At 67.7% G+C, this 18,017-nt stretch carries 16 protein-coding genes; 10 read left to right on the top strand and 6 right to left on the bottom strand.

From position 1 onward, the window contains the following. The first annotated feature begins 59 nt into the window (after window positions 1-59). Window positions 60-1,037, top strand: coding sequence for an MBL fold metallo-hydrolase (locus PV764_RS07825; protein WP_421116405.1), 978 nt, complete (start codon window positions 60-62; stop codon window positions 1,035-1,037). A gap of 153 nt (window positions 1,038-1,190) precedes the next feature. Here the strand turns inward: PV764_RS07825 and yihA are convergent, their stop codons facing one another. Next, window positions 1,191-1,814, bottom strand: coding sequence for a ribosome biogenesis GTP-binding protein YihA/YsxC (yihA, locus tag PV764_RS07830; RefSeq protein WP_019183739.1), 624 nt, complete (start codon window positions 1,812-1,814; stop codon window positions 1,191-1,193). Window positions 1,815-1,969: 155 nt separating this feature from the next. Between yihA and PV764_RS07835 the strand changes: the two genes are divergently transcribed. The 7 genes from PV764_RS07835 to betA all read left to right on the top strand — a co-directional run bounded on the left by PV764_RS07835 (window position 1,970) and on the right by betA (window position 10,584). After that, complete coding sequence (locus PV764_RS07835) at window positions 1,970-2,767, top strand: c-type cytochrome (protein WP_019183738.1); 798 nt, start codon at window positions 1,970-1,972, stop codon at window positions 2,765-2,767. Between the two features lie 129 nt (window positions 2,768-2,896). After that, window positions 2,897-3,541 carry a thiol:disulfide interchange protein DsbA/DsbL gene (locus tag PV764_RS07840; RefSeq protein WP_019183737.1) on the top strand — a complete coding sequence of 215 codons (645 nt, stop codon included), beginning with the start codon at window positions 2,897-2,899 and terminating at the stop codon, window positions 3,539-3,541. Between the two features lie 122 nt (window positions 3,542-3,663). Beyond that, complete coding sequence (locus tag PV764_RS07845; RefSeq protein ID WP_070425927.1) at window positions 3,664-4,491, top strand: thiol:disulfide interchange protein DsbA/DsbL; 828 nt, start codon at window positions 3,664-3,666, stop codon at window positions 4,489-4,491. Window positions 4,492-4,541: 50 nt separating this feature from the next. Beyond that, entirely contained in the window at window positions 4,542-5,279 is a 738-nt protein-coding gene (locus PV764_RS07850; RefSeq protein WP_026069860.1) for an endonuclease/exonuclease/phosphatase family protein, read from the top strand. Window positions 5,280-5,401: 122 nt separating this feature from the next. Further along, window positions 5,402-7,381 carry a choline BCCT transporter BetT gene (betT, locus tag PV764_RS07855; protein WP_421116406.1) on the top strand — a complete coding sequence of 660 codons (1,980 nt, stop codon included), beginning with the start codon at window positions 5,402-5,404 and terminating at the stop codon, window positions 7,379-7,381. 34 nt (window positions 7,382-7,415) lie between these two features. Then, window positions 7,416-8,888: a betaine-aldehyde dehydrogenase gene (gene betB / locus PV764_RS07860; RefSeq protein ID WP_421116407.1), complete on the top strand. Its 1,473-nt coding sequence runs from the start codon at window positions 7,416-7,418 to the stop codon at window positions 8,886-8,888. Window positions 8,889-8,913: 25 nt separating this feature from the next. Next, on the top strand, window positions 8,914-10,584 hold the full coding sequence (gene betA / locus PV764_RS07865) for a choline dehydrogenase (protein WP_019183732.1): 1,671 nt from the start codon (window positions 8,914-8,916) through the stop codon (window positions 10,582-10,584). Window positions 10,585-10,751: 167 nt separating this feature from the next. On the opposite strand, the gene PV764_RS07870 is transcribed toward betA, so the two are convergent. Then, window positions 10,752-11,630 (bottom strand): EamA family transporter, encoded by an 879-nt coding sequence (locus PV764_RS07870; protein ID WP_046274420.1) that lies wholly within the window; start codon window positions 11,628-11,630, stop codon window positions 10,752-10,754. Window positions 11,631-11,702: 72 nt separating this feature from the next. On the opposite strand from PV764_RS07870, the gene PV764_RS07875 reads away from it, so the two are divergent. After that, window positions 11,703-12,182: an Lrp/AsnC family transcriptional regulator gene (locus PV764_RS07875; protein WP_019186256.1), complete on the top strand. Its 480-nt coding sequence runs from the start codon at window positions 11,703-11,705 to the stop codon at window positions 12,180-12,182. Between the two features lie 6 nt (window positions 12,183-12,188). Here PV764_RS07875 and PV764_RS07880 read toward each other — a convergent pair whose 3' ends face one another. The 3 genes from PV764_RS07880 to PV764_RS07890 form a co-directional block, all read right to left on the bottom strand. Then, on the bottom strand, window positions 12,189-13,277 hold the full coding sequence (locus PV764_RS07880; protein ID WP_421116408.1) for an alpha/beta hydrolase family protein: 1,089 nt from the start codon (window positions 13,275-13,277) through the stop codon (window positions 12,189-12,191). Then, window positions 13,268-14,119: an AraC family transcriptional regulator gene (locus tag PV764_RS07885; protein ID WP_319624726.1), complete on the bottom strand. Its 852-nt coding sequence runs from the start codon at window positions 14,117-14,119 to the stop codon at window positions 13,268-13,270. The genes PV764_RS07880 and PV764_RS07885 overlap by 10 nt, the downstream gene beginning before the upstream one ends. 103 nt (window positions 14,120-14,222) lie before the next feature. Next, entirely contained in the window at window positions 14,223-14,702 is a 480-nt protein-coding gene (locus PV764_RS07890) for a VOC family protein (RefSeq protein WP_046274407.1), read from the bottom strand. A 374-nt stretch (window positions 14,703-15,076) separates the two neighbouring features. Between PV764_RS07890 and fhuE the strand changes: the two genes are divergently transcribed. Beyond that, window positions 15,077-17,242 carry a ferric-rhodotorulic acid/ferric-coprogen receptor FhuE gene (gene fhuE, locus PV764_RS07895; protein WP_399616968.1) on the top strand — a complete coding sequence of 722 codons (2,166 nt, stop codon included), beginning with the start codon at window positions 15,077-15,079 and terminating at the stop codon, window positions 17,240-17,242. Window positions 17,243-17,375: 133 nt separating this feature from the next. On the opposite strand, the gene PV764_RS07900 is transcribed toward fhuE, so the two are convergent. Further along, entirely contained in the window at window positions 17,376-18,002 is a 627-nt protein-coding gene (locus tag PV764_RS07900; protein ID WP_046274409.1) for a LysE family translocator, read from the bottom strand. Window positions 18,003-18,017: the final 15 nt, after the last annotated feature.

The raw sequence follows: 18,017 nt of genomic DNA on the forward strand, positions 1-18,017 counted from the left end.
GCAGGCGGCACGCGCAGCATGGAGACACCGCGGCACTGCCGCTCCGTTCGGATCCTGACATGTCGTTTCCCCGCATTCGCACGCTCGCCACGGCGCTGCTGCTGGCCGTTGCCGCCGGCCCGGCACTGGCCACCACCACACACACCCCGCGCGGGCAGGTGCCCGGCGTCTACCACCAGCAGATCGGCACGTTGCAGGTCACTGCCCTGTTCGACGGCACGGTCGCACTGGGCCGACAGGAACTCGTCGGGATCGCTCCCGGCGCGGTCACCCGCCTGCTCGATCACCGCTACGTGCCCGAGGATGGCAAAGGCCTGCATACCGCGGTCAACGCCTACCTGGTGCAGCAGGGCGATCACCTGACGTTGGTCGATACCGGCACCGCGCAGTGCTTCGGCCCCGGGCTGGGCCAGGTGCTGGGCAACCTGCGCAAGGCCGGCTATGACCCGGCCGAGGTGGATGATGTCGTGCTGACCCACGCCCACCCCGACCACCTGTGTGGCCTGCTGGATGCGCAGGACACGCTGGCCTACCCGAATGCCACGGTGTGGCTGTCCGCCGCCGATGCGGCGTTCTGGCTGGATCCGGCCAGTGAAGCCACCGCGCCGCAGGGCGTCCGGTTTGCCTTCGCATTGGCACGCAAGGCGGTGGCACCGTATGAAGCGAGCGGGAAATTGAAGCGCTTTGCCCCTGGCGACACGTTGCCGACCGGGATCACCGCATTGGACAGCCACGGCCACACCGTCGGGCATGTGTCTTACCGGATCGATGGTGGCGCCGGCCAGCAGCTGCTGGTGTGGGGCGACATCGTGCATTTCCATGCCGTGCAGTTCGCCCAGCCGCAGGCCTCCTATGAAGCCGACAGCGACCGCACGGCTGCGATCGCCAGTCGGCGCCGGATGATGGCGCAGGCTGCGGATCAGGGCTGGTGGGTGGCCGGCGCGCACCTGCCGTTCCCAGGGCTGGGCCATGTCCGGCGTGAAGGAGAGGCGTTCGCCTGGGTACCGGGCGAATTCGCGCCGTTACCGGCGAAATGAGGGGACACGACCGCGCCGTACACGGGGCGTCAGGCGCATTCGGGTGGTGCCGACCGCTGGCCGGCTCCCGATACATCTGATGGAAAGAGCAGCCGGCCAGCGGCCGGCACTACCCGGCGCCGCGCGGCCCGTTGGACCGCGGCAACGCCCGGATCAGGCCGCTTCGGGCGCCGGCTTGTTCAGGCCCAGCCAGCCGCCGATGATCCCGCGGGCTTCATCCACGCCCTGGCGGGCGGGGCCGGAGAAGGTCTGCACGCTGACGGTGTCGCCGAACGAGGAATGCAGTTCCTTGCGCACCTTCTGCAGGGCGATGCCCTGCTGGCCACGGCCAAGCTTGTCGGCCTTGGTCAGCAGCGCGTGCGCGGGCAGGCCGCGCTGCACGGCATAGGCCAGCATCTGGCGATCGTAGTCCTTCAGCGGGTGACGGATGTCCATCACCACCACCAGGCCACGCAGGGCCTCGCGGGTACGGAAGTACTGGTCGATGAAGGCCTGCCAGTGCGCCTGCAGGTCCAGCGGGACCTTGGCGTAGCCGTAACCGGGCAGATCGACCAGCTTGGCCTCCGGGGTGACCTCGAAGAACACCAGCTGCTGGGTGCGGCCGGGGGTCTTGGAGACCCGGGCCAGGCTGTTCTGGCGGGTGAGGGCGTTGAGGGCACTGGATTTGCCGGCGTTGGAGCGACCGGCAAAGGCGACTTCCGCGCCCACGTCTTCCGGCAATTGCCGGGTGTTGTGGGCCGAAAGCAGGTATTGGGCGCGTTCGAGGAGCAATGACATGGGCATAGGATCGCATGTCCGGGGCTGCTCCGCGCTGTCTGCCCCCGGTTTTGCTGCACCCTGCGTTGACCGTGGCGTGAAACGGCGTTGATAATCGGGCGATCCCCGTGGTTGCGGTCCCGCAACCGCCAGGCCGGTCCACACGGAGCTTCCGCATGCGCCATGCTCGCGTTCTTGCCGTTTCCGCACTTGCTGTCTCGCTGCTCGCCGCCGTTGCCGTTGCCCAGACCTCGATCACCCCGTTGCCGGACAACGGGCCGATCAGGACCGCCTCGCTGGAGGTCGATTTCAGCAAAACCACCTGGGGCGATCCCAAGGCCGGGCAGACCAAGGCCGCGGCCTGCGCAGCCTGCCACTCGGCCGATGGCAACTCCACGGTGGAGATGTACCCGAGCATCGCCGGCCAGAGCGAGCGTTACAGCGCCCAGCAGATGGCCCTGATCGCCAATGGCCAGCGCACCTCCGGCGCGTCGGCGGCAATGGTGCCGTTCGTGCAGGACCTCACCCCGCAGGACATGCGCGACATCGGCGCCTATTTCGCCACGCAGAAGGCCACGGCCGGCATCGCCGACGATGGCGCGGTCACCGAAGGCCCGTATGCCGGCAAGAAGTTCTATGAGATAGGCCAGCAGCTGTATCGCGGGGGTGATGCCGAGCGTGGCATCCCTGCCTGCATGGCCTGCCACGGCCCCACCGGCGCCGGCAACCCGGGCCCGGCCTACCCGCATATCAGTGGCCAGCACGCGGCCTATGTCGCGCGTCGCCTGCAGGAGTACCAGGCCGGGACCACCCAGGAAACCGACAAGGCCCACTTCCAGATCATGGCCACGATCGCCAAGTCATTGACCGAGCAGGAAATCCAGGCCTTGGCCAGTTACCTGCAGGGCCTGCACAACCGGGCCGATGACGTGGCTGCGGCAACGCCGGTCGCGGGGGGCGCGCAGGCACCCTGACCACCGCCCACACCGCAGCGCATCCCCTTGGTCGGATGACAGATGCGGCCGCCTTGGCTGGCGGGGTATGTTCACTGCCACGCCGGCGACTGGGCCGGCGTCGTTTTTTCTGTATGGAGATGGATGTAGATGACGTTGATGCCCCGCCTGATGCTGTTGCTGCTGGCCCTGAGCCCGTTGAGCACCCTCGCTGCCCCCCCGGCCCCGCTGGTGGAGGGCAAGGATTACGACCGCATCGCCGACGCCGGACCGTTCGCGCCGCTGGCCGGCAAGATCGAAGTCGTGGAGATGTTCGGCTACACCTGCCCGCACTGCGCGCATTTCGAGCCGCAGTTGGAAGCCTGGGCCGCCAAGCTGCCCAAGGACGTCCGTTTCACCCCGGTGCCGGCCGCCTTCGGCGGTGTGTGGGATTCGTTTGCCCGCGCCTACTACGCCGCCGATCAGCTGGGCGTGGCCAAGCGCAGCCACCGCGCGATGTTCGATGCCCTGCATGAGAAGGGCTCGCTGCCGATGCAGAACGTCTCGCCGGACGAACTGGCCGCGTTCTACCAGGGCTTCGGCGTGGCGCCGCCGCAGTACATCGCCGCGCTCAGGAGCGATGCGGTGGATGCCAAGGTCAAGGCCGCCCGCGCCTTCGCCCTGCGCACCAAGGTGCCGGGTACGCCGACGCTGATCGTCAACGGCGTGTACCTGGTCAAAGGCGACTCGTTCGAGTCCATGCTGCGCAATGCAGATGCCCTGATCGCCCGCGCGCGCAGCGGCAAGGCGCTCTGACAGCGCTCGCTGAACCATCACGCACCGTGCACGCGGGACGCTCGTTTCCGCGTGTCATCATGCTTCCCTGGCCGACGCTCCCAGCGTCGGCCCCAACATGCTCATCCGCTGGAGATGCTTCGATGAAGACCCGTTTCGCCATTACGCTCATGGCCCTGCTGCCGATCCTGGCCGCCTGCAAGGCCCAGGACGGTACCGCCAACACCACCGCCCCGGCCGAACCGGCCGCCCCGAGCAGCACCCCGGCTACCGAAACGGCTACGCCGACCGAGCAGGCCCCGGCCGCCAGCGGTGAAACCGCCGCCGCCGAGACCGCCGCTGCCGAAGCCACCACCCCGGCGCCCGCCCCCGCCTCCTCGCGCCCGACCGGCCCGGAACCGGTCGCCGGCACCGACTACGTGGTGATCGAAAACGGCCAGCCGTTCCAGCCGGCCACCGGCAAGATCGAAGTCGCCGAGATCTTCGGTTACGTGTGCCCGGCCTGCGCCGCGTTCCAGCCGCTGATCGGACCGTGGAAGGCCGGCCTGCCGAGCGACGTCAGCTTCGTCTACGTGCCGGCCATGTTCGGCGGTACCTGGGATGACTACGGCCGTGCGTTCTATGCCGCGCAGGCCATGGGCCTGCAGGAAAAGACCCACGAAGCCATGTACGCGGCGATCCACGCCGAGCAGAGCCTGAAGGGCGAGCGCGGCCGTGATTCGGTCGAAGACATCGCCAACTTCTACGGCAAGCACGGCGCCGACCCGAAGCAGTTCGCCGCGATGATGGGCAGCTTCGCCATCAACGCCAAGACCAACTCGGCCAAGCAGTTCGCCCAGCGCAGCAAGATCAGCGGCACCCCGTCGGTGATCGTCAATGGCAAGTACCTGGTCAAGGGCAAGGGCTTCCCGGACATGCTGCGCATCGCCGATCACCTGATCGCGCGCGAACGCGCGGCCAAGGCCAACTGATCCTGCGATAGCCAACCGTCGTGACCTCCCCCCACACGCGGACCCTGCGCCTGCTGACGGCCAACATCCAGGCCGGTTCGAGCACCCGCCGTTACAGTGACTACGTGACCCGCAGCTGGTCGCACGCACTGCCGGCCGGGCGCAAGCGAACCAGCCTGGATGCCATCGCGCAGATGGCCCGCGAACACGACATCGTCGGCCTGCAGGAGGCCGACCCGGGCAGCCTGCGCTCGGGCTTCACCAACCAGACCCACTATCTGGCCGAGCGTGCCGGCTTCAATTACTGGAGCCACCAGCCCAACCGCCGCATGGGCGGGGTGGCCTCCAGCGCCAACGGCCTGCTCAGTAAGCTGGAGCCGGTCGAGGTGCAGGACCACGCCCTGCCCGGCCGGATCGGTGGGCGCGGCGTGTTGCTGGCCAAGTTCGGCGAAGGCAGCCAGGGCCTGGCGGTGGCGGTGGCGCATCTATCCCTGGGGACCAATTCGCGAATGTCGCAATTGGCCTTCATTGCCGATCTGCTGTCCGACCACCCCAACGCCGTGCTGATGGGCGATTTCAATTGCCTGGCCGAGCGGCCGGAAATGCAGGTGCTGTACCAGAAGACGACGCTGCAGCCGCCGGGCTGCGTGGTGCCGACCTTCCCCAGCTGGCGCCCGGACCGGGCGATCGACCACATCCTGCTCAGCGATGGCCTGCAGCAACGCAGCGCCGAAGCCGTGCCGGCCGCGTTCTCCGATCACCTCGCACTGGCGATGTCGATCGATGTGCCGACCAGCGCGCTGCGCTGACCCCCTGGTCACCCGCCGCCCTTGCGCGGCGGGCATCGTGAGCGTGTAAACAGGCTGTCCACAGCGCCTGTGCGATAAATCCCGCCGTCTGCCGCTCCGGCACCGGGAGTATCCCCCACCCCATGAGTACCGTGGAGCCGCCTCTGTCCGAGGTGCGCACGCTTCGACCCGTGTTCCTGCTTGCCGCCACGATCGTGGCGGCATTCGCCATTCTGGTCACCGTGTTTCCGATCGATGCCGGCGTGATGCTGCTCGATGCCCAGACCTGGGCCTCGCGCAATGTCGGCTGGTATTACCTGTTGGCGATGACCGTGTACCTGGTGTTCGTGGTCGGCGTGGCGTTGTCCGGCTATGGCAGCGTCAAGCTGGGCGCGGACCATGACGAACCGGAGTTCAGCTATCTGTCCTGGGCCGGCATGCTGTTCGCCGCCGGCATCAGCATCACCCTGTTCTTCTTCTGCGTCTCCGAGCCGCTCACCCATTACCTGCTGCCGCCGCAGGGCGGCACCGGCAGTGGCGAGGCCAGCGCGCGCCAGGCGATGCAGCTGCTGTTCCTGCACTGGGGCCTGCATGGCTGGGGCGTGTTCGCGCTGGCGGCGATGGCGCTGGCCTACTTCGCCTACCGCCACAACCTGCCGCTGGCACTGCGCTCGGCGCTGTATCCGCTGATCGGCAAGCGCATCAACGGGCCGATCGGCTACACCGTGGATGCGCTGGGGATCGTGGCCACCGTGTTCGGCCTCGGCGCGGATATGGGCTTTGGCGTGCTGCATCTCAACGCGGGCCTGAACACCTTGTTCCCGGTGCCGCACGCGGCCTGGGTGCAGGTCGGGCTGATCGTGCTGATGATGGGCGCGGCGATCACCGTGGCCGTCTCCGGGGTGGAGAAAGGCGTGCGCTGGATGTCCAACATCAACATGCTGCTGGCGATCTCGCTGCTGCTGTTCATGCTGTTCGCCGGACCCACCCAGTACCTGCTCAACGCCTTCATCCAGAACATGGGCGACTACCTGGGCAACGTGGTCGGCAAGAGTTTCGATGTGTACGCCTACGGCGGGCGCCCGGACTGGCTGGGCAACTGGACGGTGTTCTACTGGGCCTGGTGGATTGGCTGGGCGCCGTTCGTGGGCCTGTTCATCGCGCGCATCTCGCGCGGGCGCACCATCCGTGAGTTCGTGCTCGGCGTGCTGCTGATCCCGCTGGGGTTCACCCTGGCTTGGCTGTCGATCTTTGGCAACAGCGCGCTGGACCAGATCCTGCACCATGACCAGGTGCAACTGGCGCAGATGGCGGTGGAGAACCCACCGACCGTGCTGTACGCGCTGCTGGAAAGCTACCCGTGGAGCCGCGCCGTCATCGCCGTCACGGTGATCGTCAGCTTCATCTTCTTCGTCACCTCGGCCGATTCCGGCACGGTGGTGCTGTCCACGCTGTCCTCGCAGGGCGGCAATCCCGAAGACGACGGCCCGCGCTGGCTGCGCGTGTTCTGGGGGGTGATGACCGGTCTGGTCACCGCCGGGCTGCTGCTGGCCGGCAGCATGGACGCGCTCAAATCCGCCGTGGTGCTGGCTTCGCTACCGTTCTCGGTGGTGCTGCTGCTGATGCTGTGGGGGCTGACCCGTGCGCTGGGCGAGGAGTCGCAGCGCAAGAAGGCCTCGCAGTACTCCCCGATCCCGTTGATCGGGCAATCGCGGCATCAGCGCGGCTGGCGCCAGCGCATCACCCAGGCGGTGCATTTCCCGGTACGCGACGAGGTGTACCGGTTCATGGATACCGATGTGAAGCCGGCGATCGAAGCGGTTGCCGCGCAGCTGCTCGAACAGGGCCTGGACGTGCAGACGAAGTTCGAGCCGGGCCACATGGAACTGCTGGTGGACCATGGCGAACAGCAGGTGTTCACCTACCAGGTGATCATGCGCGGCTACCTCACGCCTTCGTTCGCCGCGCAGCGCTTCCGCAACCAGCGTTACTACCGCGCCGAAGTGCACCTCTATGAAGGTGGACAGGACTACGAGCTGTTCGGCTACAGCCGCCAGCAGATCATCAACGACATCATCGATCAGTACGAGCGTCACCTGCAGTTCCTGCATCTCACGCGTTGACGCACTGATCTCCCGCTGCAAAGGAGTCATCGACATGCCTACCCTCCCCGACCAGCTGCTGTACATCGGCGGCCGCTACGTTCCCTCACAGGGCGGAAAGACCTTCGAGGTCATCAACCCGGCCAATGGCGAGCTGCTCGCCAACGTCCACAGCGCCAACAGCGACGATCTCGACGCTGCCGTGGAGAGCGCCCAGGCCGGCCAGAAAGTGTGGGCCGCGCTGACCACGGTGGAGCGCTCACGCGTCCTGCTGCGTGCGGTGGCACTGCTGCGCGAGCGCAACGACGCGCTGGCCGAGCTGGAATCGCGCAACACTGGCAAGGCCCTGAGCGAGACGCTCAGCGTGGACGTGGTCACCGGCGCGGACGTGCTGGAGTACTACGCCGGCGTCATGCACGGGCTGGAAGGCAGCCAGGTGCCGCTGCGCGAGAGCAGCTTCTTCTACACCCGGCAGGAGCCGCTGGGCGTGGTCGGCGCGATCGGCGCCTGGAACTATCCGATCCAGATCGCACTGTGGAAGGCCGCCCCCGCGCTGGCCGCCGGCAACGCCATGATCTTCAAGCCCAGCGAAGTCACGCCGTTGACCGCGCTGAAGCTGGCAGAGATCTTCACCGAGGCCGGCCTGCCCGACGGCGTGTTCAACGTGTTGCCGGGCGATGGCGCCGGCGTCGGCTCGGCGCTGACCGAGCATCCCCTGATCGAGAAGATCTCCTTCACCGGCGGCACCGCCACCGGCCGCAAGGTCATGGCCAGTGCCTCCAGCTCCACGCTCAAGGACGTCACCATGGAGCTGGGAGGCAAGTCGCCGCTGATCATCTGCGCCGACGCCGATCTGGACCTGGCCGCCGACGTGGCGATGATGGCCAACTTCTACAGCTCCGGTCAGGTGTGCACCAACGGCACCCGCGTGTTCGTGCCACGCAGCACCCTGGCCGCGTTCGAAGCCAAACTGATGGAACGGGTCAAGCGCATCCGCATCGGCGACCCGCTGGCCAAGGACACCAACTTCGGCCCGCTGGTCAGCGCCGCGCACATGCAGCGCGTGCTTGAGCACATCGCCAGCGGCAAGGCCGAGGGGGCACGCCTGGTCTGCGGCGGCGAACGGCTGACCGACGGCGCGCTGGGCAAGGGCTGCTATGTGGCACCGACGATCTTCAGCGATTGCCTCGATGACATGCGCATCGTGCGCGAAGAGATTTTCGGACCGGTGATGAGCCTGTTGGCGTACGACGACGAAGACGAGGCCGTGCGCCGCGCCAACGACACCGATTACGGTCTCGCCGCCGGTGTGGTGACGCCGGACCTGGCGCGCGTGCATCGCCTGATCCATCTGCTCGAGGCCGGCATCTGCTGGGTCAACAGCTGGGGCGAATCGCCGGCGCAGATGCCGGTGGGCGGCTACAAGCAGTCCGGCGTCGGCCGCGAGAACGGGCTGGCCACGCTGCGCGCCTACACCCGCACCAAATCCATCCAGATCGAACTGGACCGCTACGCGTCGGTGTTCTGAACCGGCCTTACCAGGAGACACCGCGATGAAGCGTGAGTACGACTACATCATCATCGGCGCCGGTTCAGCCGGCAACACGCTGGCCGCTCGCCTCACCGAAGACGCCGGCGTCAGCGTGCTGCTGCTGGAAGCCGGTGGGCCGGATTACCGGATGGATTTCCGCACCCAGATGCCGGCCGCACTGGCTTATCCGCTGCAGGGCCGGCGCTACAACTGGGCCTATGAAACCGAGCCGGAACCCTACATGGACAACCGGCGCATGGAGTGCGGCCGCGGCAAGGGCCTGGGCGGGTCCTCGCTGATCAACGGCATGTGCTACATCCGCGGCAACGCGATGGACTTCGACCAGTGGGCCAGCTTCGACGGCCTGGAGGACTGGAGCTACCACGACGTGCTGCCCTACTTCCGCAAGGCGGAAACGCGCGACATCGGCGCCAACGATTATCACGGCGGCGACGGCCCGGTCAGCGTGGCCACGCCGAAGAACGGCAACAACGTGCTGTTCCACGCGATGGTCGAGGCCGGCGTGCAGGCCGGCTACCCACGTACCGATGACCTCAACGGCTACCAGCAGGAAGGCTTCGGCCCGATGGACCGCACGGTGACCCCGCGCGGGCGCCGCTCAAGTACCGCACGCGGTTACCTGGACATGGCCAAGGACCGCGAGGGGCTGGAGATCGTGGTGCATGCCACCACCGACCGCATCCTGTTCGCCGGCAAGCGCGCGGTCGGTGTGCGCTACCTGGCCGGCAACAGCGCCGAGCCGATCGACGCCACCGCCCGCCGCGAGGTGCTGCTGTGCGCCGGTGCGATCGCCTCGCCGCAGATCCTGCAGCGCTCCGGCGTGGGCGCACCGGCGTTGCTGGCCGCCCTCGGCGTACCGCTGGTGCACGACCTGCCCGGCGTGGGCGAGAACCTGCAGGATCACCTCGAGGTGTACATGCAGTACGCCTGCAAGAAGCCGGTCTCGCTGTACCCGGCTTTGCAGTGGTGGAACCAACCGGCGATCGGTGCGGAGTGGTTGTTCGCCGGCACCGGGATCGGTGCCAGCAACCAGTTCGAAGCCGGCGGCTTCATCCGTACCCGGGAGGAGTTCGACTGGCCGAACATCCAGTACCACTTCCTGCCGGTGGCGATCAATTACAACGGCACCAACGCGGTCAAGGAGCACGGTTTCCAGGCGCACGTCGGTTCGATGCGCACGCCCAGCCGCGGCCGCGTGCATGCGAAGTCGCTGGACCCGCGCGAGCACCCTTCCATCCTGTTCAACTACCAGTCCACCGACCAGGACTGGCAGGAGTTCCGCGACGCGATCCGCATCACCCGCGAGATCATCGCCCAGCCCGCGCTGGACGAATACCGTGGCCGCGAGATCAGCCCGAGCGCCGCGTGCCAGACCGATGCGGAACTCGACGCGTTCGTGCGCGCGCATGCCGAAACCGCCTACCACCCCTCCTGCTCGTGCGCGATGGGCACCGATGCGATGAGCGTGGTCGATGGCCAGGGCCGCGTACATGGCATGGAAAGCCTGCGCGTGGTGGATGCTTCGATCATGCCGCGCATCATCACCGGCAACCTCAACGCCACCACGATCATGATCGCCGAGAAGATCGCCGACCGGATCCGCGGGCGTGCCCCGCTGCCGCGCAGCACGGCGGCGTATTACGTCGCCGGGGACGCACCGGCACGGCGCTGAGGAATGGGTGATTGACCGGTGGGCGACGCCCGTTGGTCGGCGCGCGAACCCCGGCAATGCTGGCTCCGCGCGAATCCTGGTAGTGCCGGCCGCTGGCCGGCTCCGCAGCACCGTTGGATCATGAGGAGCCGGCCAGCGGCCGGCACTACCGATATCATCGCGCGCGATTACGCCGGCGCACCGGGCAACGGCACCACCGCCCGTTTCGCAGTCAACGTACTGCCCACCGACGCCACCACCGTGCAACCGATCGCCGCCCATTGCAGCGGGGTCAGGTGCTCGGCCAGCAGCCCCATCGCCAGCAGCGCGGCGACCGCCGGTTCCATGCTGATCAGGATGCCGAAGGTCTCTTTCGGCAGCCGCTTGAGCGCCATCATCTCCAGCGACATCGGGATCGCGCTGGAGACGATCGCCACTCCCAGGCCGAACAGCAGGATCCTCGGCTCCAGCAGCGCCATGCCCGCGTGCGCCACGCCGACCGGCACCACCACCAGCGCGGCCGCGCACAGCCCCAGCGAGACCGTATGCCCGGCCGGCAGATGCCCGGCGCGCTTGCCGAAGATGATGTACAGCGCCCAGCACACCGCCGCGCCCAGCGCGAACATCACCCCCACCGGGTCCAGCGGCTCGCCATGGCCCAGCGGCAGCAGCAGCAACAGACCGACCAGCGCGCAGCCGACCCACACAAAATCGACCGGCCGCCGCGACGACCACATCGCCACCGCCAGCGGCCCGCAGAATTCGATCGCCACGGCGATACCGAACGGGATCGTGCGCAGCGCCATGTAGAACAGCAGGTTCATTACCCCCAGCGTGATGCCATAGCGGAAGATCGCCCCCGCATCGGCGCGCGAGGTGGTCCAGCGCCACGGCCGGAACACCATCAGCAGCACCAGCGCCGAAAAGCCCACGCGCAACGCGCTGGTGCCCTGCGCGCCGATCAGCGGAAACAGCTGTTTGGCATACGAGGTGCCCACGGCCAGCGAGGTGACCGAGCCGAGCACGGCCAGGGCGGGGAAGAAGCTGGAGAGGCGGGAGGTCGACATCCGCACAGGATATTGCGCAACGACCGAAGGAGATGCTCAATTGCAGGGGCCTTCCTGCATGTTTCACTCGCCATGTCCGCCACGCCTTACCTCCCCGACAGCTTCGACCGCGCGATCCTGGCGATCCTGCAGCGCGACAACGCCACCCCGCAGCGCGAGATCGCCGAGGCGGTCAGCCTGTCCGCCCCGGCCGTGCAACGGCGGATCAAGCGTCTGGAAGACACGGGCGTGATCCGCGCCAATGTCGCCGTGCTGGACCAGGCACGCCTGGGACGGCCACTGACGATCATGGTCGAGGTCCGGGTCGCCAGCGAGCAGCCGCACCGGGTCGCGCCGTTCCGCCGGCGCGTGCAGGAAGACCCGGCCGTGCAGCAGTGCTACGCGATTACCGGCGACGCCGATTTCCTGTTGATCCTCACCGCCGCCTCGATGGAGGAATACGAGGCGATCAGCGAGCGGCTGTTCGGCAACGACGACAACATCGAGCGCTTCCGCACCGCGGTGGCACTGAGCACCCTCAAGCGTGGGCTGGACGTGCCCCTCGCGGAGTAATCCGCGTCAGCGCGTGGCCGACAACGCCGCGTCGAACAGCGCTTTCGCTTCCGTGATCGCAGCGCCGTGCGTGGCCTGCTGGTCTGCCGCCACCTGGCACAGTGCACCGATGCGCTTGCGGCCCAGCGCGGTACAGCTGGACAGGAAGTCGTAGTGGCCGACGGCCGGCAGGGTGGTCAACGTCGCCTTGGGCAGGGCCGCCGCCGCGATGTCGCTGTTGGTGGCCGGCGAGGCCACCGTGTCGGCCGCACCAACGATGATCGATACCGGCTGCGCTACCTTCTCCAGCGCCTCCGGCGCGAAGGCCTGGATCATGGCCGGCGCGATCAGGAAGACGGCGCCCACCCCTTCAATGGCGCGGTCGTCACCGGCCTGGGCGACCCACGGTGCCAGTGCCGGCGTCTGCGCGGCGGTCATGCGCTGCGCCAAGGTCAGTGTCGGGTTCTCCGCCTGCGGGACGCAGACTCCATCCGCAGGATGCGCGCGGCAGAACGCCAGCAGGCGCTGCAGTTGCGGGTCGGCCCCGGCCGCGACCAGGGCGGTGAACCCGCCGGCCGAGTAGCCCGCCACGCCCAGCCGCGTGGCATCCATCGCCTTGGCCAGCACGGGATCGGCCTGCACCGCGGCCAGCGCCGCCGCCAGATCGTCCGCGCGGTTCCACATCAGGATGCTGCCGGCCTCGGTCATCGGGTCCACGCCGTTGTTGCCCGGGTGATCCACCGCGATGACCACGTAGCCGGCCCGCGCCATGGCGATGCCGAACCAGCCCATCATCCGCGCACTGCCGCCATTGCCATGCGAGAGCAGCAGCACCGGCCAGTGTCCCTCCGCGATGGCCGCATCGGCGGCGGCGGTGCCGACCTCGAACAGCGGCGCACCGGGTGGCCCGATCGTCAGCGCAGCTTCCCGTGCGCCGGCCTGGGCCGGATACCACACGGTGTACCGCACGCTGTCGCGGTGCCCGGCATCGCGCACGGCGGCGCTGGGTGTGTGCGCAACGCCGTGCCGCTCGCCAACGGGCGGCACCGCCCCAACGGCAAACATCGGCAGGCACAGCGCGAGCAGCGCAGCACAACAACGGGCGGTCATTCGCATGGGTCAGTCTCCTTGAGGTGCAGCATGTCGGTCAGCGGCAGCCAGATCTCCACCCCACCGTGGCCGCTGCGGTCATCGAAGCGCGCATCGTAGCGCTCCAGGTCCGGCGCATCGGCCAGGGTCAGGCCGGAGGCCGGCAGATAGTCGTTCAACAACCAGAGCCAGGTGGAGCGGATCGCCGAGATGTGCCCGGCATGCCACGCCACCAGGTACTCGCGCGGCGGGATTGTGATCGCCTGCCAGCCTGGGGGCACGGGCGCGGAGGCACTGATCTCCACGCCGGCGATGTAATCAAAGCCTCCCTCGGCATCACTGTTGCCGCACACGCCATAGGCGATCTCCGCGCCGAGGCCATGCGCCTCCTCCAGGCGCTGCCATTGCGAGGGAATCGAGGCGACGCTCGCAGACGTGTGGCGCGCACCGATCCCGGCCACGCGCAGGCCGCCGCGGTGCTCGCGTCGGGGTTCGATCGTGCAGGGCGCCGAGGTGTCGATGAGTTTCAGCGCCTCGACCAGCACCACCCCCGCCAGCCCCCGCTCGCGCACCTGCTCGGGCGATCGCCCGAACTGCTCGGTGAACGCGCGGGTGAATGCGGCGTGCGAGGCGTAGCCGGCGGACAGTGCGACACCGAGAATGTCACCGGCGCCGCCCGCCAGTTGGCGCGCGGCCTCGGTCAGCCGGCGGCCGCGCAGATAACGCACCACCGAGGTACCGGTGCTGAGCTGGAACAGCCGCGAGAGATGGAACGGCGAGAGCCCCACCACGCCGGCGATATCGGCCAGCGACGGATTCCCGGCGAAGTGGCTTTCGATGTACCAGAGCGCCCTGCGTGCCGCACCCATACCGCCAGATCCATGCCGAAGAACGGGTGCGCAGCGTAACCCAGCCTGCAGCACGTCATTTGATCGTTCTTGCTGTCCGCTGCAACACGCCGCGCCTGTTGTCTCAGCCCCTCACCGCCGCTTCGATGGCCGCCACGTCGATCCTGCGCATGGTCATCATCGCCTCGAACGCGCGCCGGGCCACCGCGGGATCGGTACTGGTCACCGCCTCGGTCAGCACCCGCGGGGTGATCTGCCAGGACAGGCCCCACTTATCGCGGCACCAGCCGCAGGCGCTTTCCTCGCCTCCATTGCCGACGATCGCATTCCACAGCCGGTCCGTTTCGGCCTGGTCTTCGGTGGCGATCTGGAAGGAAAACGCTTCGCTGTGCTTGAACGCGGGGCCGCCATTGAGCCCGATGCAGTCAATGCCGGCCACGGTGAAGTCCACCGTCAGCACATCGCCCTGCTTGCCGGAGGGGAAGTCACCAGGGGCATGGTGGACGGCGCGTACCGCACTGTCCGGGAAGGTGGCGGCATAGAAGGTTGCCGCGTCCAGTGCGGTGCCATTGAACCAGAGGCAGACCGTGTTTTTGCTGGCCATGAGCGTCTCCTGCAAGGGATGGATAGCGCCTGCTCACGGTAGGCGCGGAGGTGTCAAGCCTGCGCGCGGGCATCGCGAGGGTGGCCGGCGCGCCGCCGTGCGGCCACGCGCCGTCAGGTCCCGAAGCTGAATACGCAGTTGCCTTGCGCGGCGTGGGGTACGGCCCGGACGCCTCGCAGGATGCGGTTGATGATGCGAATCATTGCCATTACCATAGTGTGATCCGGGTCGCGCAAGGGATGCGCACCCGTGAACAGTTATCGAGCCCGCGCCGGGTCACCGCCCCCGCCAGCCGCTTCCTGCCCCCACCCCCGCTCCGCCGCAGGCCACCCAGGACGCCGGCCATGCCCGTTGCCGCCCTTCTGGAAACGCCGATGACCCGCTCCGCCCACGTGCTGTCCCGCCCGTCGATGCTCCGTCGCCCGCTGCCGCAGGCATTGATGCTGGCGTTGTGCACCCTCGCCGCCGCCCCCGCATTCGCGCAGGACGCCGCCCCCGACGCCACCACCCTGGACAAGATCGTGGTCAAGGGCGAGCGCGCCGAAGGCTATTCGGTCCGCAAGACCTCGGCCGGTACCCGCTTCGATCTGGCCCCGCGCGAGATCCCGCAGTCGGTGAGCATCATCAGCCACCAGCGCATCGAGGATCAGAACCTGGATGACATCATCGACGTGCTGGGCAACACCACCGGCATCAGCAGCACCCAGTCCGATACCGAACGCACCGAGTTCTACGCGCGCGGGTTCTACATCGACAGCTACCAGTTCGACGGCCTGCCGACCCAGATGGTGCAGAACTGGAGCTACGGCGATTCCGGCCTGGACCTGGCCCTGTATGACCGCGTGGAAGTGGTGCGTGGCGCCACCGGCCTGCTCAGCGGCGCCGGCAACCCGTCCGCCTCGGTGAACCTGATCCGCAAGCATGCCGACAGTGCCGAACTGACCGGCAGCGTGTCGGTGAACGTGGGCAGCTGGGGCCGCACCCGCAGCACGGTGGATGTGACCACCCCGCTGAACGCCAGCGGCTCGGTGCGCGCGCGCGTGATCGGCAGCTACCTGGACACCGAATCACAGATGGACCGCTACGACCAGCACAAGACGCTGGGCTATGCGGTGATCGACGCCGACCTGACCCCGGACACGCAGCTGAGCGTGGGCTACGACTACCAGCAGAAGCGCGCCAACGGCGCGACCTGGGGTGGTTTCCCGATGCTGTTCTCCGATGGCAGCCCGACCCCGTTCGACGAATCGTTCAGCGCCAACCCGCGCTGGACCTACTGGGATACCACCAGCAAGCGCCTGTTCGCCACGCTGGAGCATGCGTTCGCCAACGACTGGAAGGTCAAGCTCGGCGCAACGCACGACACGACCAAGGCCGACGACAAGCTGTTCTACCCGGCCTACAACGACTGGACCAGCGGTGCATCGCTGCTGGACAAGACCACCGGTGCCGGCGTTACGCCCTCGGCAGGGTTCTACAATACCGAGCGCAAGGTCAATGCGGTGGACGGCTTCGTGGAAGGTCCGTTCCAGCTGTTCGGTCGGCAGCACCAGTTCATGGCCGGCCTGAGCTACAACAAGCGCGAGTTCGCCAACTACGGCGACTACCAGATGGGCTGGGCGCCGCTGGACAACTATCTGGCCGGTGTGGCCGATTTCCCCGAACCGAACTGGGTCGGCACCCTGCCGCTGCAGAGCGAAGGCACCATCACCCAGAAGGCTGGCTACGTCGCCACCCGCCTGTCGCTGGCCGATCCGCTGAAGCTGATCCTCGGCGCGCGCTACACCGACTGGAAGAGTGAAGGCGAAGGCGCCGACCGTTCGCACAAGGTCACCACGCCGTATGCCGGCCTGGTGTTCGACCTCAACGACACCTACTCCACCTACGCCAGCTACACGGAGATCTTCCAGCCGCAGACGGCGCGCGACCGCAGCGGCAGCTACCTCGATCCGGTGGACGGCAAGAGCTACGAAATCGGCGTCAAGGGCGCATGGTTCGACAACCGCCTGAACGCCTCCGTCGCTGCGTTCCGCATCGAGCAGGACAACGTGGCACAGGTCACCAGCGAGCTGATCCCCAGCCGCCCGGGTGAGTTCGCCTACATCGCCGCACGCGGCACGGTGAGCCGTGGGTTCGAGTTTGAGCTCAACGGCGAACTGGCGCCGGGCTGGAACGCGACCTTCGGTGCCTCGCGCTACGTGGCCAAGGACATCAACGATGCGGACATCAACACCAACCTGCCGCAGACCACCATCAAGCTGTTCACCAGCTACACCCCGCAGTCGCTGAGCGCGCTCACGGTCGGTGGCGGTGCCAACTGGCAGAACGGCATCTACTATCCGGTGCCGGCCTATGGCCGTATCGAGCAGGGTGGCTATGCGCTGGTCAGCGCGTTCGTGCGCTACCGCATCTCGCCGGAGTTCAGCGTGCAGGCCAACCTCAACAACCTGCTGGACAAGACGTACTTCTCGCAGATCAACGGCTACGGCGCGTACGGTGACGGCCGCAATGGCTCGATCACCTTCAACTGGTCGTTCTGACCGGTCTTTGATCGTATCGCTTCAACAACGGAGAGCCGGGCATTGCCCGGCTCTCTGCGTTCTGCACGCCGCGCATTGGACGCGCGGCGGCGCATCGCCGGGCCCCGGTAGTGCCGCGCGCGCAGCGCCATCATCACGGCCTGGCGCGCAGCAGCGCCAGTCCAAATCCGATGAAGATCGTGCCGACCACGCGGTCGAACACCCTGCGCAGCCCCGGCTTGGCCAGATGACCGGCCAGCCCGCGGCCACCGGCGGCATACACCGTGTACCAGAACATCTCCATCACCGCGAAGGTCGCCACCAGGATCACGAACTGCGGCAGCTGCGGCTGGGTCAGATCGACGAACTGCGGCAGGAACGCCGAGGCGAACAGCAGCAGCTTGGGGTTGCTGATCCCGATGATGAAGCCGTCGCGGAACAATACGGTACGCGAGCTCGGGACCAGCGCTGTAGTACTGCCGACGTCGATCGGCGCATCGCCACCGCGCCATGCCTTGATCCCCAGGTACACCAGATACGCCACACCGGCGTAGCGCAGCACATCGAACACCATCGGCGACGCCTTGAGCACCGCACCCAGCCCGGCGGCGGAGATCGCCAGGGCCAGCACCAGCGCGGTGAGGCAGCCGGCCATCGCCGCGATGCTGCGCCGGAAGCCGACGCGCACGCTGCGGGTCATCACGTGCAGCATGTTCGGGCCGGGCGTGCCGCACAGGACGAACACGGTGACGGCGAAGATCCACCAGGTATGCAGGTTCATGGCAATGCAGTTCAG

This window comes from Stenotrophomonas sp. AS1 (genome assembly GCF_048957655.1).
In the GTDB taxonomy this organism is placed as follows: domain Bacteria; phylum Pseudomonadota; class Gammaproteobacteria; order Xanthomonadales; family Xanthomonadaceae; genus Stenotrophomonas; species Stenotrophomonas bentonitica_A.